This window comes from Ruegeria sp. AN6 (genome assembly GCF_056540425.1).
In genome coordinates this window covers 300,683-312,742 of the sequence record NZ_JBQFWR010000002.1, presented here as the reverse complement: position 1 = coordinate 312,742, position 12,060 = coordinate 300,683, and the positions used below count along the sequence as shown (strand labels likewise).

Sequence of the window (12,060 nt, the reverse complement as noted above, 5' to 3'; positions counted from 1 at the left end):
AAAGGCCCTCCACAAGCCAACGTGGCCCGTTCGTCTATCGGTTAGGACGCCAGGTTTTCAACCTGGAAAGAGGGGTTCGATTCCCCTACGGGCTACCATTTCGTTTGTTTGGTCTAAATGGCCCGTTCGTCTATCGGTTAGGACGCCAGGTTTTCAACCTGGAAAGAGGGGTTCGATTCCCCTACGGGCTACCATTTCCACACACTTTCAATGCTTTAGGAAGCTGGATCCGGACAGCCAGCGCGCACTAACGCTATTCGCGCAGACTGACATCGTCCAATGTCGTCAGCCCAGTCTGCGCCATTACAATGCTCAATTCGTCGCTGAGAACATCCCAAAGTTGTTCCAGACCCGGCTCTCCGGCAGCGGCGATGGCATATTGCAGTATTCGTCCCACAAAGACAAAATCCGCTCCGACTGTCAGAGCCTTGAGGATATCTTCGCCGGATCTGATGCCGCTATCATAAAAAATCGGGAAGTCCGGCCCAAGCGCATCACGGATTTCTGGCAGCTTTTCGATGGGTGCAGGTGCAGAGTCCAGCTGCCTTGCGCCATGGCTGGAGACCTGAATTGCATCCACCCCTGCCGACACAAGTGTTCGGGCATCTTCGACATCCAAAACGCCTTTTATCACCAATTTTCCCGGCCAGGCATCGCGTAACCGGCTCAGCGTATCCCAATCGGCACGCGCGCGGCTTTCAGTTCTGTCAAAATCGTAACCTTCCGCATCGAAATTCGCCATCACAGGGCGACCCTTGAACAAGGTGGTCAACGACCACCGAGGGTGCAGAGCAAAGTCGAGGAACTGGCGCGGTCCGATACGAAACGGCATCTTGAACCCATGGCGCAATTCGCGTGGACGCCGACCAACCTCGGGCACATCTACAGTCAGAACCAGAACGTCATAACCTGCGAATTTCGCCCGCTCGACCAGTTTGAACGTGCCTGAGCCTTCTCCACTGAAATAAAGCTGAAACCAGGCATTGCCTTCGGCTTCGGCAATGATCTCTTCCATTGAGGTAGACGCAACTGTGGATACGACATGAGGCACACGGTTGTGTGCTGCCAAACGCGCCAGCATCAGATCAGCGCCAGGAGCTGAAAGGTTGCACATTCCCATCGGGGCAATCCCAAAAGGCCGATCTGATTGTTGGTCTAAAATCTGCGCCGACAGCGATCGCTGGCTCACATCCTTCAAGATACGCGGACGCAGAGTAATGGCATCCAAGGCAGCACGGTTTCGTGCCGCCCCGGATTCCTGTCCGGCAGCGCCGTCGATATAGTCAAACACCATCCAAGGCAGCCTGCGACGCGCTAGGCGTCGCGCGTCCTCGGCCGAATGAATGGTGCTGGCGGCCATCAGGCCTGAACGGCCTTCATGAAGCGGTCACGAATGACCACCGGGTCCATTGTAATCGGTGGCATCTTGGCATTGCCGCTTTCGCACTTGCTGACAATGATGGTCATCTGTTTCGCATCCAGGGCCTCTTGCAGGACACGACCTGTTTCTTCGGCCGCGCACTCAATCACACGTTCACATCCCGCGGCTTCGGCCATCTTTGTAAGCGAGGTTTTTTGACCCGCATAAGTCGGCTGGTCCCCCGTCGACCCGTAGGAACCGTTGTCCACAATCAACAGGATGTAGTTGTCCGCCACATTATTCGCGATGGTTGGCAAAGTACCCAGATTGGTCAGGATCGAGCCATCACCATCAATCACGATCACTGGTTTGGGCTGCGACAACGCCAATCCCAACCCGATTGAAGAGGCCAATCCCATGGTTCCCAGCATATAAAAATTTGACGGTTGGTCGTCGATGGCGTGCAGTTCCTGACTGGGAATGCCGATGTTGCAGACAACCAGTTGATCACGCAGGATCGGAGCGATTTCCTTGAGAATTTCAGAACGGATCATTGGTCGCCGTAGCCTCCCCAGAAATTGGCATCGGTCAAGATCGCGACCGGCTTATTGCACATGAACGTATATTTCAGGATCGCGTCCAGTTCTTCGACATCTGACTGATGGTGGAAATGATAGGTCGGTATGTTGAGCTGAGCCAAAAGGGCCTTGGTATGAACGGCCATTTCGACCTGACATGCAATCGGTTCACGCAGCTCTCCGCGATATGAAATCAGCATAGGCAGTGGCATCCTATAATACTGAATCAAAGTCGCCAGCGTGTTGATGGTAACACCAATGGCCGTATTCTGCATGATGATCGCTGGGCGTTTTCCACCCATCCATGCGCCGGCACACAGGCCCATGCCCTCGTCTTCTTTGTTCGACGGGATATGGAAAATCCCATCTCGCGCATCGATATGTTCGATTACGCCTGCAAGTTGCTTGCATGGAACGGTGGTCACAAACGAGATATCGTTCGCAACCAGGTCGTCTGTTATCTTTTTGTCTATGTCCATATCCGGAGTATCTGTCCTGTTTAGGGCGCATTGCGCGATTTGGCGTGTCAGTTTGAAAGCTAGGATGTGCGACAGACATGAACCGCACAAGGTGCGTGTCGGATCACACGCGCAGCGGTGCTGCCAAGGAAAAAGTCGCTGAGGCCCGGTTTGTGCGAGCCAACAACGATACAATCCACATCATGTTTTTCAGCAAATTCAAGAATGGCGCGATAGGAACGTCCCTTGACCATTTCGGTTGTCACATCACCATGGCCGGCCGTTTTCTCTGCCAACCTCTGCTGGGCTTTATCCCACGCGCTGCGCACGGCCTCCTCATCGAGATACGCGCTGACAGAACTATGTGGCGCCTCATAGACATGCAGCGCGGTGATCTGTCCGCCCGGATTGCATAAGGTTTTGGCGGCGGTGAGGGTTGTGCCGGAAACGCCGTGATCCAGCGCCATGGGGACCAGAACTCTGTCGTACATTTGTGCTCTCCTTATTCTTGGGCAGGTGTCTTATGCCCAGGGATCGAGGATTATCTTGGGCGCAGCCACCGAACCAGAACGCAGGTCCTGAAAGGCAGTAGCACCGTCAGACAAAGGGCGCATCTCGGGCCAATCCAGCGGACCGAGGCAACCATCGAAGATCGCGCGTGCGGTATCTCGGAAATCCTGTGCAGTGTAGGTATAGGTGCCGATGAACGTGATTTCCTGCAGAGTCATGCGGCGGATATCTAAGCCTCCGGCATCCTCGCCTAGCCCAACATGTGCAATCACCCCCCCCGGCAATGCAACAGCAGATGCCGTTGCGCGCGTAGCTGCAATTCCGACCGCATCTACAACCAGTGGCACAGTGCCGTGAAACACATCGATGGTTTGCTGGCCGCAACGCTCGGACAGATAAGCCCGACGCTCGGCATTGGGTTCCTGAACAATCACGTCAGTCACACCCATTGCGCGCAAGGCAAGAGCCGCCGCAAGTCCGATGGCCCCTCCACCGATGACCAGAGCGCGACGGTCCATTCCCGGACGCAACGCTTGCAGTGCAAGACGCACAGCATGCCAACTGACTGCCAATGGTTCCGTCAACGCAGCCTTTTCCAAGGGCACGTCATCCGGTATCGGAACCAAATTGCGATCCGGGATGGCCACAAATTGAGCAAACGCGCCTTCGCGCGGGGGCATCGAGATGATCTGGCGGTTGGGACAGAGGTTTTCCCGACCTGACGCGCAAGCAGAGCAAGAACCACAGTTGACCAGAGGATTTATGGTCACACGTTGGCCATCGCGGGGCCCACCGGTAACAACACCGGCCGCTTCATGTCCCAGGATAAGGGGCGCAGGGCGGCGCGCGTCATGCCCCAGATAGGCATGCATGTCGGATCCGCAGATGCCAGAGGCTTGGATGCGGATCAGATGCTCTCCTACCTGAGCGACCGGCATGGGCACATCGTGGAAACCGAGCGTTTCATTACCTTCGTAAACCAGGGCTTTCATTTCGCCGTAAACCCCCCGTCAACCATCAGGATTTGACCCGTGACATAGGCAGATGCCTCAGAACACAGAAACAGCAGCGGCCCGTCGATGTCTTCAAGCCGACCATTGCGGCCAATGCAGGTTTGCGCCGCATTGCCCGCTGCACGATGCTCGTCGCTGAACACAGCTTGTGTGAGCTCGGTTGGAAAGAACCCCGGCCCAATCGCGTTTGCGGAGATCCCGAAGCCAGACCAAGCCTCTGCCATCGCACGGGTCAGCTGACCGACCCCACCCTTGCTTGCCCCATAGGCGATGCCACCGGGGAAAGCGCGGAAGGATTGCAGCGAGGCGAAGTTAACAATTCGTCCCCAACCTCGCTGCCTCATTGCTGGCACCATTGCCTGACTCAGAAAAAACGGAGCAGATAAGTTCAGCGCCAGAGTTCTATCCCATTCGGCAACCGTGACCTCATCTGCTGGCTGCCGGGTGTTTATCCCGGCGGCATGTACCAGAATATCCGGGGCGCCGAAGGGTCGCGAAATCTCTGCGACCAATGCCTCTGTCTGACTTTGGTTTGCCACATCCGACTGCACATAGGCAGCGTCCGCACCAATTTCCGCACAGAGGCTCTGCAAAGCTTCTGCCCTGCGTGCCACGGCCACAACCCGCGCCCCCGCCGCCGCAAGCGTAATGGCCGCCTGTCTTCCCAGCCCTGAACTGGCACCGGTGACGCAAACGGTTCGTCCGGTTAGGTCAAACAATGCGCGTGGGTCAGCCATTCGCGGTCAGGTCAAAGGTTTCATCCGGGAAATACTTCGCCAATCTAACGTCAGCAGCACGCGCATGGCCCTCCATGCCCTCAAGTCGCGCAATTCGGGCGGTGGCTTCAGCGACCGGCTTCGAGCCGTCCCGTGTGGATCGCTGCCATGTCACGATCTTCATGTATTTATGAACCGACAAGCCGCCAGTGTAGCTTGCCGCTCGTGAAGTCGGAAGCACGTGGTTGGTGCCCGCCGCTTTGTCACCGTAGGAAACCGTAGTTTCCTCACCCAGAAATAACGAACCGTAGCAAGTCAGCCGATCCAGCCACCAGTCCAGATCATCAGCCTGAACCGTCAAATGCTCGGGCGCATATTCGTCGGAACAGGCTGCCATTTCCTCGCGATCCGCACACAGAATGACCTCGGCATAATCGCGCCAGGCTGCGGCTGCATTCTCACGATTCACCTCTGGCAAGTCGTTGATATAGGCTGGCACCAATCGCATGACCTCTTCCGCTAATGAACGGTTGTCGGTCACCAGCCAGACCGGAGAGTTGTAACCGTGTTCGGCCTGACTCACCAAGTCGGTGGCCACAATATGTGCGTCCGCCGTGGAATCGGCGAGGATCAGGCTGTCGGTCGGTCCGGCGATCATATCGATACCGACGCGACCAAACAGTATCCGTTTGGCTTCGGCAACAAACTGGTTGCCAGGGCCAACAAGAATATTTGCCTTTGGCAGCCCGAATAGGCCAAAGGTCATTGCCGCAACCCCCTGAACGCCCCCCATCGCCATGATTTTATCTGCACCGCAAATGTGCGCCGCATAGATGATAGCAGGCGCAACCCCTACCCCAGGGTGCGGTGGTGAGCAGGCCGTAATGTGCTTGCAACCCGCCACCTTGGCCGTTGTCACGGTCATGATGGCGCTGGCGATATGACTATAACGGCCGCCCGGCACATAGCAGCCGGCAGCATCCACCGGGATCGCCTTTTGACCCGTAATAAAACCCGGTGATATTTCGATCTGCACATCATGCACTGTGCTTTTCTGCAGCTCGGCGAACCGGCGCACATTATTGTGCGAAAAGCGGATATCAGCCTTGAGCTTTTCCGGCACAAGCGCGCAAGCCGCCTCGATCTCTTCCGGGGTCAAAAGTACATTGCCCTCGTAATTGTCGAACTTTGCGGCATATTCCAGTGCTTTGGCGTCACCCCCACTCTCGATATCGTTCAGGATGTCCTGCACGATTTTGTGGGTCTCAGACGCGTCTGATTTTGGGGTCAGATCTGCCTTTTTCAGATATTCGCGAGTCATTACCGGGTAGTCCTATTTATAGATATCGGGAAGCAGCGTGGTCGAGATCGGTGGGAAATATGCAATCAACAGCACCACAATCAACATTGTCAGCACAAAGGGTATGGCGCGGGCAGCAATCTTGAGTATGGACTCGCCCGTGATGCCCGAGACAACAAAGAGGTTCAATCCCAACGGAGGTGTGATGAATCCCACACCCAGCGCGGTGATCATCATGATGCAGAACTGAATCTCATTCATTCCGATATTGTCGGCCAGTGGCTTCAGGATTGGTGCCAGGATCACAATATTGGGCGTTGTTTCCATGACGCAGCCTGCGGCGATCAGAATACAGATCATCAGCAGGATCAACAGCATCGGATCATCAGTCAAACCAGTCACCGCCGTCACGAACCCCTGAGGGACTCCCATGATTGCCAGCGCTTCGGCCAGCGGGGCCGAGAACGCGATGATTGGCAGGATTACCCCGTTCACTTTGGCAGAACTGACCAGCATCGCAGGAAAGTCGGATAGCTTCAGAGTTCCCAAAATGAAGCCCATCACGATGGTGACGACAACCGCGGTCGCACCGGCCTCTGTCGGGGTCAGGCGGCCAGAGAAAATTCCGTAGAAGATAATCCCGGGCACGATGAAGGCGTACCAACCGGATTTTAGCGAATGACCAAGGTTACCGAGCCATTCGCTCAGTCCCATATTGCCCCCGGTTTCATAGGTATAGATCCGGTTCATGATAATATTGGTAATCAGGATCGAAACCAAAATCGCTAGGCCGGGGATTAACGCCGCAAGAAATAGGGTCGAGGCTGAAATGCCCAACACGAGGCCGATGATGATGTAGGCGATCGAAGGTGGAATCAGGATGCCGGTACAGGCGCCCGCAGCCACCAGCGCACAGGCATAAGGTCGCGGGTAACCGCTTTCGACGAGGCGTGCGATGGTCATCCGCCCCACCGCAGCAGCGCCCGCCGCATCAGAGCCCGAAATCGCGGCAAACATCCCGCAAACCAGCACCGTGGCTGACCCGAAACCTCCGCGCGTCCAACAGGTCAGCGCTTCAGCGACATCAAGGAATTTCTTACTAAGCCCAGTCCTTACAAGAACATCCCCGGTCAGGATGAAAAGGGGGACAGCTGTTAAGGCAAAGGCGTCTATTCCGGTGAACAGGCTTTCACCAACCGCGCTCAGCGGCAGATCCCCTGACATGACCAACATGACAATCGCGGCGGTGCCGATCGCCGCCCATACCGGTACGGCCAATGCGATCAGGCCAACGAACAGAATGACGGGCAAATAAAAATCCCAGCCGAGCTCGACCGTTTGATTGAGGGAATTCCAAAGCATTCGAGTTCTCCTCAGTCAAACAGTTTGTCGCCTTCGAAGACGGGTGTGCCGTCTCGAAGAGATTTAAAGTCGCGCATCAAGGATTGAATGAGGCGCCATATCATCAGCGCAAACCCGGTGGGGACTGCCATCAGAAACCAAACCTTGGACACCCGCAGCCCATCCGTGACCGAACCGAATTTGGCGGAGACATGGACGGCTTCATAGGACCAGTAGAGTGCGATGACTGCCACACCCAGCATCACAAGATCGCCGAATATATACAGAACCGCCTTTGGACGCTGCCCCATGTAGTGCATGAGCACGTCGATACGGATATGAGCACGTTCCTTGACCGCTGCCGCCGCTCCGATCCAGGCGAGATAGATGAAAGAGTAGCGAACGATTTCCTCGCCCCAGATCGAGGAAAAGGCAAATACCTCGCGCCGCAGCACCTCGATCGCCATGGTAATGACAAGCATCACGTAGAACACCAGTAGCAGCCAGCGTTCGGCGTCGCGGTTGATCTTTTGCAATAAGGTCATATCCAGCCCCGATCCCTGGCAGCGCTCAATTTTGCCGGTCCAAAGGGACCGCTGCCATCTGGTTAAATGGGAAAAAGCAGGCGAAGGGCGTTTGCCCCTCGCCCAACTATATTACGCGTCGTGGACGTAGTATTTGCCCTGCGTACCAGCCGCTTCGACCAGTTTCTCGAAATTCTCCATCGAGCCCGCCAGTTCGGTCTTGAAAGGATCCCATTCCGAACGCTGGTAGCCACCGGCATCTTGCCACTCGGCCAATTGATCGTCAGACAGCGAATGGAATTGCACGCCCGCCTTGTTGAGTTCGGCCATTGCAAAGGCCCTTGCTGAGGGAACTTTGGACAGATTCTGATGGCTGGTCATTTCAGAACCCCACATGATCCCTTCCTGCACGTCGGCTGGCATGGAATTGAACCACTCAAGGTTACAGGAATAGACCTGACTGTCAGGCACCGCCTGTGTGAAGGTGACATTGCTGAGGATGTCTTTGAATCCAAAGACATACAGTGCTCCGACCGATGGATCGAGCGCATCCGCAACACCCTGTTTGATCGCCGATGGCGTCTCACCCCAGGCAACCGGTGTCGGGTTCGCACCGACCATCCGATAATATTGCTGCAACATTTTTGATCCCGGCACGCGGAATTTTACACCGCTCATATCAGACGGTGTCATGATCGCGTTCCCGCCCTGCCGCACAGCGACAACACGCGGATCGATGACAACGTAGAACAGGGCCTTGAACCCAGCAGCTTCGACTTTGGGGTGAACTTCATTGGTCCACGTGTCCGAATGCACCAGGTTTGTGAACCGCTGGTTCGAGCCGCAGAGATACGGCATGTTGATCAGGTCAACGGTTGACGCAAAGGGCGCAAAGTTTGACAGCGAATGCTGGGCCGCCTGAATTGTTCCACCCTGAACTTTCTGGACCAGTGCGCCGCCTGCACCCAATTGGCCACCTGGGGCAAGCTTGACATATACCTTGCCGTTGGTGGCGTTCTGAATGTTCTCTTTCAGATCCAATTGCATAATCGGATAGCTACGCGAAGCACCCAAAACATAAGCTGTGGCGACAGTCATTACGTGATCGGCCGCTTTTTCGCGTTCTTTTTCTTCTTTGGCGGTCTGCGCCGCCGCCTCTGATGACCACAACACGCCACCCGCACCAGCCACAAGCGCCGCTGTGAACGAGCCGGTTGAGGCCAGTTTCAGAAAATTCCGGCGCTCAGCAGATTTGAGGCCATCCTTGCCATTCGTCATTGTCTTCCTCCCATGAAATCCGTCAGCTGCCGTTTTTGTTTTTATGGTCAGCCTCTTGCTTGAGAATGGCCACCACGAACAAAATCGAGGCGGCAAACAAAACCAGCATTTCCCCGACATCCCCCAGAAACGCACCACCGCCAAAGGCGCCCAAGGCCACATTGGCAAAGAACACGATAAACACAGCGGCAGCAGCCCAGAGGAACATCACGGAATCCCAGTTCGTTATCTCAAATACATTTGTAAGCGCTTACATTGATAATGCAAGCGCTTACATGAATAGATGGCAAATGGGCATTTTTGTGATAAGACGGGCGTCAGATCAGATGCAGGCACAGTATGGGAAAAACCCGTTCAGCTCCGACACTTAACGACGTCGCAAAGGCGGCGGGCGTATCGACCGCCACAGTCTCGCGATGCCTGAACTCACCGGAAAGAGTGGTCGAATCCACGCGCAAGCGTGTGATGCAAGCAGTCGAATCGCTGGGCTATACACCGAATTTCGCGGCCCGCGTGATGGCAGCGAATCGCAGCTTTACGATCGGTGCGATAATCCCGACAATGGACAACGCGATCTTCGCCCGCGGGCTGCAGGAATTTCAGGACCAGCTTCGCGAAAGCGGATATACGCTTTTGGTCTCCAGCTCGGCCTATGATCCCGAAGTCGAGCGAGAACAAATTCGCACTCTTGTCGCGCGCGGTGCAGACGGGTTGCTGCTGATTGGATATGCACGAGATGCAGAGATCTACAAATATCTCCAACAGCACCAGATTCCTTCGTTGGTTGCCTGGTCTTACGATCCAATGGTGCAGCGCCCTTCGGTCGGTTTCAGCAATACCGCAGCAATGGGAGAACTGGCCCGAAAGGTGATTTTGGCCGGTCACCGACAGATTGCAATGATTTCGGGGATAACGAAAGGCAATGACCGGGCTCAAAGTAGGGTTGAGGGTGTCAGACTGGCCATGACGGAAAACAGCCTCGACCCTGACACCTTAACGCTGATCGAAACCACATACGAAATTGAAAAGGGTGCTGAGGCCCTTCGTAAACTCATGAACCTGAGCCCAAGGCCTACGGTAGTGATTTGCGGCAACGACGTTCTGGCCGCCGGGGCCCTGCGCGAAGCACATAACCTTGGCATTCAGGTTCCAGAGCAGCTTTCGATAACTGGATTTGATGACATTGAGTTGGCCGAAATTGTAAGCCCGTCCCTGACGACAGTTCACGTCCCTCATCGCGAAATGGGGCGCAAGGCTGCACAGGAAATTGTAGAAATGGTTGAAGGTAGGTCAGAAGGCCGATCAGTCTGCATAGATACTAGGATGGTCGTTCGTCACTCGTTGGCTGGGCCACCTGATTTGCCCTAGAGATCGTGCCAAAGCGCGTCCGGTATATTCAAGACCATGGGATGACCGTTGAGCGCCCTGATCTTCGATTGAGCTGCAGCCCAACGCTACCGGGTCACAGGTGCGAAAGACAGCGACATCAATTCGCCAGAATCAAATCGATAAGGGGCTTCCAATGTGACAACATCTGCCGGATTGATGTCATTCGGTGCTTTTCGACCTGCAGCCCAAACACGGAGCGCCGGAGCAGATACGCTCACGCGGCGTTCGCCGTGAATTGATCGATCCGGGGCCAGATAGGCCATGTTACCAGCCAGCCAGTTATGGGCAACGATCACGATCTCAGGCGGGGTCTGGTCCAGTATCTGAGGGGTAAGCGCAGCAAACGGAGCCGCACGCTTTGCATTTCCGGCAAGATTATGATGCAGCATGGCCACGACGATCAGCACAGCTAGCCCGCCCGAGATATGGCAGAAGCGCCGGGTTCCAGCTCGACCAATCTTGGGTAGAAGCCACAGCATAATGGCTGGACCTGCAAATATCAGGATGGGTTGCAGCCAGCGATCCTTAATATTGGTACTGCCACTGATGATCACGATCAACGCCATCAGGACCAAAGCCCAAAACACCGTCCGCAGCATAAAACGCAATAGGTCATCTGCGACACCGGGCGCCCCTTGCCGCCGGTAGATCAACCAGAGAATGCTCATAATCAGGGATAGCAGCGCCACAAAACCCAGCGCCGCCATCGACAGCTCGGCTGCGCCGCGCAAGGCCGCCGAAAAGGTGGGCCCATCGCTAGACATGTCGAGTTTGCGCGCGCTGTCAAAGGCAAGGGCCGAATGGTTTAGAATCCACACGATCGGAGCAGCAATCAGAGCCGCAGCGATACCGGCCGACAACAACAACCTCAGCGATAAGAAAGGTTTACGCGTCTCTCGCGCGCTGAGCGCCGCCAGAAGCATAGCCAGGAGCGCAATAGCGTAATTGTACTTGGACAGCCCACCCACCGCCATCACCACGCCTAGCAGGGCATAGCCTTTGGTCGTGGGATTGCGGATCAATCCCCAGATCACCGCGAAACTCAGCGCAGAACAGAGATTGGCGAGAACTGTGTGCGTCAGCGCGCGCTGCGCTTCCCAACTGAATTGATAAAGCATCAACAACGACAGCACCGACACCCCTGCGACTACGGGATTTTGTCGGGTCCGAATAGTCATATAAAGAGTGACGACGGTCGCCAACAGTAACCCGTTCTTCAGCAGCGACAGCCCAAGTATGCTTGGGCCGGTGATCTGGAAAACGGCCCATTGCAACCATGCATACAGTGGTAGTTGGGGGCCGTAACCCCATTGAAGTTCGCGGGCATCCAGCAAAATCTCGGCCTCGTCCAGACCAAGCGCGCCACCCGTTGCAAGCCGGATGACAACGTGCAGCAAGAAGTAACCGCAATATAACCAAAGCCAAAATCTGTCAGTTCCAGCCAACTGCTGAATCCGCCCAGGATTGGTGGATAGCTGGTAAGGATCCGTCTGGGATTGGCTCATGATACGCCCCGATTCCACCGGTGCGTCCCTATCCTGTCGAACTACCGGATTGCTTCCTCGCCGAAGCTAGACCCGATGCAGTCAGACA

Annotated in this window: 13 protein-coding genes and 2 tRNA genes; 3 read left to right on the top strand and 12 right to left on the bottom strand. The window is 55.6% G+C overall.

What is annotated here, in order from left to right; translation table 11 throughout:
- Window positions 1-23 precede the first annotated feature (23 nt).
- Together ACR0MQ_RS05730 and ACR0MQ_RS05725 are read left to right on the top strand one after the other, a co-directional pair.
- Window positions 24-98, top strand: a tRNA-Glu gene (locus ACR0MQ_RS05730).
- Between the two features lie 21 nt (window positions 99-119).
- A tRNA-Glu gene (locus ACR0MQ_RS05725) sits at window positions 120-194 on the top strand.
- 59 nt (window positions 195-253) lie between these two features.
- Here the strand turns inward: ACR0MQ_RS05725 and ACR0MQ_RS05720 are convergent.
- From ACR0MQ_RS05720 to ACR0MQ_RS05670, 11 genes are all read right to left on the bottom strand, one after another.
- Entirely contained in the window at window positions 254-1,360 is a 1,107-nt protein-coding gene (locus tag ACR0MQ_RS05720; RefSeq protein ID WP_480606579.1) for an alpha-hydroxy acid oxidase, read from the bottom strand.
- Complete coding sequence (gene comE / locus ACR0MQ_RS05715) at window positions 1,360-1,914, bottom strand: sulfopyruvate decarboxylase subunit beta (protein ID WP_010441978.1); 555 nt, start codon at window positions 1,912-1,914, stop codon at window positions 1,360-1,362. The genes ACR0MQ_RS05720 and comE overlap by 1 nt, the downstream gene beginning before the upstream one ends.
- The gene (gene comD, locus ACR0MQ_RS05710) at window positions 1,911-2,417 is read right to left on the bottom strand and encodes a sulfopyruvate decarboxylase subunit alpha (protein WP_170472438.1); all 507 of its coding nucleotides are present in this window, start codon (window positions 2,415-2,417) and stop codon (window positions 1,911-1,913) included. The genes comE and comD overlap by 4 nt, the downstream gene beginning before the upstream one ends.
- A 59-nt stretch (window positions 2,418-2,476) precedes the next feature.
- Window positions 2,477-2,887, bottom strand: a complete 411-nt coding sequence (locus tag ACR0MQ_RS05705; RefSeq protein WP_010441976.1) for a universal stress protein — start codon at window positions 2,885-2,887, stop codon at window positions 2,477-2,479.
- Between the two features lie 30 nt (window positions 2,888-2,917).
- On the bottom strand, window positions 2,918-3,898 hold the full coding sequence (locus tag ACR0MQ_RS05700; RefSeq protein WP_480606574.1) for an alcohol dehydrogenase catalytic domain-containing protein: 981 nt from the start codon (window positions 3,896-3,898) through the stop codon (window positions 2,918-2,920).
- The gene (locus ACR0MQ_RS05695) at window positions 3,895-4,656 is read right to left on the bottom strand and encodes an SDR family NAD(P)-dependent oxidoreductase (protein WP_010441974.1); all 762 of its coding nucleotides are present in this window, start codon (window positions 4,654-4,656) and stop codon (window positions 3,895-3,897) included. The genes ACR0MQ_RS05700 and ACR0MQ_RS05695 overlap by 4 nt, the downstream gene beginning before the upstream one ends.
- Complete coding sequence (gene hisD, locus ACR0MQ_RS05690; RefSeq protein ID WP_010441973.1) at window positions 4,649-5,956, bottom strand: histidinol dehydrogenase; 1,308 nt, start codon at window positions 5,954-5,956, stop codon at window positions 4,649-4,651. The genes ACR0MQ_RS05695 and hisD overlap by 8 nt, the downstream gene beginning before the upstream one ends.
- A gap of 12 nt (window positions 5,957-5,968) precedes the next feature.
- Window positions 5,969-7,297 (bottom strand): TRAP transporter large permease, encoded by a 1,329-nt coding sequence (locus ACR0MQ_RS05685; RefSeq protein ID WP_010441972.1) that lies wholly within the window; start codon window positions 7,295-7,297, stop codon window positions 5,969-5,971.
- A gap of 11 nt (window positions 7,298-7,308) precedes the next feature.
- Window positions 7,309-7,821, bottom strand: coding sequence for a TRAP transporter small permease (locus ACR0MQ_RS05680; protein WP_170540839.1), 513 nt, complete (start codon window positions 7,819-7,821; stop codon window positions 7,309-7,311).
- A 111-nt stretch (window positions 7,822-7,932) separates the two neighbouring features.
- A complete protein-coding gene (locus tag ACR0MQ_RS05675; RefSeq protein WP_170540842.1) occupies window positions 7,933-9,078 on the bottom strand; it encodes a TRAP transporter substrate-binding protein in 1,146 nt (381 codons plus the stop codon).
- 22 nt (window positions 9,079-9,100) lie between these two features.
- Complete coding sequence (locus ACR0MQ_RS05670; protein WP_010441969.1) at window positions 9,101-9,286, bottom strand: hypothetical protein; 186 nt, start codon at window positions 9,284-9,286, stop codon at window positions 9,101-9,103.
- A gap of 131 nt (window positions 9,287-9,417) precedes the next feature.
- Between ACR0MQ_RS05670 and ACR0MQ_RS05665 the strand changes: the two genes are divergently transcribed.
- The gene (locus ACR0MQ_RS05665; protein WP_480606569.1) at window positions 9,418-10,446 is read left to right on the top strand and encodes a LacI family DNA-binding transcriptional regulator; all 1,029 of its coding nucleotides are present in this window, start codon (window positions 9,418-9,420) and stop codon (window positions 10,444-10,446) included.
- 86 nt (window positions 10,447-10,532) lie between these two features.
- Here the strand turns inward: ACR0MQ_RS05665 and ACR0MQ_RS05660 are convergent, their stop codons facing one another.
- Window positions 10,533-11,972 carry an ArnT family glycosyltransferase gene (locus tag ACR0MQ_RS05660; protein ID WP_480606566.1) on the bottom strand — a complete coding sequence of 480 codons (1,440 nt, stop codon included), beginning with the start codon at window positions 11,970-11,972 and terminating at the stop codon, window positions 10,533-10,535.
- Window positions 11,973-12,060 lie beyond the last annotated feature (88 nt).

Coding starts and splice junctions, on each gene's coding strand:
- ACR0MQ_RS05660 (WP_480606566.1), bottom strand. CDS start 11,972: ATGAGCCAATCCCAGACGGATCCTTACCAGCTATCCACCAATCCTGGG.
- ACR0MQ_RS05665 (WP_480606569.1), top strand. CDS start 9,418: ATGGGAAAAACCCGTTCAGCTCCGACACTTAACGACGTCGCAAAGGCG.
- ACR0MQ_RS05695 (WP_010441974.1), bottom strand. CDS start 4,656: ATGGCTGACCCACGCGCATTGTTTGACCTAACCGGACGAACCGTTTGC.
- ACR0MQ_RS05680 (WP_170540839.1), bottom strand. CDS start 7,821: ATGACCTTATTGCAAAAGATCAACCGCGACGCCGAACGCTGGCTGCTA.
- ACR0MQ_RS05700 (WP_480606574.1), bottom strand. CDS start 3,898: ATGAAAGCCCTGGTTTACGAAGGTAATGAAACGCTCGGTTTCCACGAT.
- ACR0MQ_RS05720 (WP_480606579.1), bottom strand. CDS start 1,360: ATGGCCGCCAGCACCATTCATTCGGCCGAGGACGCGCGACGCCTAGCG.
- comE (WP_010441978.1), bottom strand. CDS start 1,914: ATGATCCGTTCTGAAATTCTCAAGGAAATCGCTCCGATCCTGCGTGAT.
- ACR0MQ_RS05670 (WP_010441969.1), bottom strand. CDS start 9,286: ATGTTCCTCTGGGCTGCTGCCGCTGTGTTTATCGTGTTCTTTGCCAAT.
- ACR0MQ_RS05675 (WP_170540842.1), bottom strand. CDS start 9,078: ATGACGAATGGCAAGGATGGCCTCAAATCTGCTGAGCGCCGGAATTTT.
- comD (WP_170472438.1), bottom strand. CDS start 2,417: ATGGACATAGACAAAAAGATAACAGACGACCTGGTTGCGAACGATATC.
- ACR0MQ_RS05705 (WP_010441976.1), bottom strand. CDS start 2,887: ATGTACGACAGAGTTCTGGTCCCCATGGCGCTGGATCACGGCGTTTCC.
- hisD (WP_010441973.1), bottom strand. CDS start 5,956: ATGACTCGCGAATATCTGAAAAAGGCAGATCTGACCCCAAAATCAGAC.
- ACR0MQ_RS05685 (WP_010441972.1), bottom strand. CDS start 7,297: ATGCTTTGGAATTCCCTCAATCAAACGGTCGAGCTCGGCTGGGATTTT.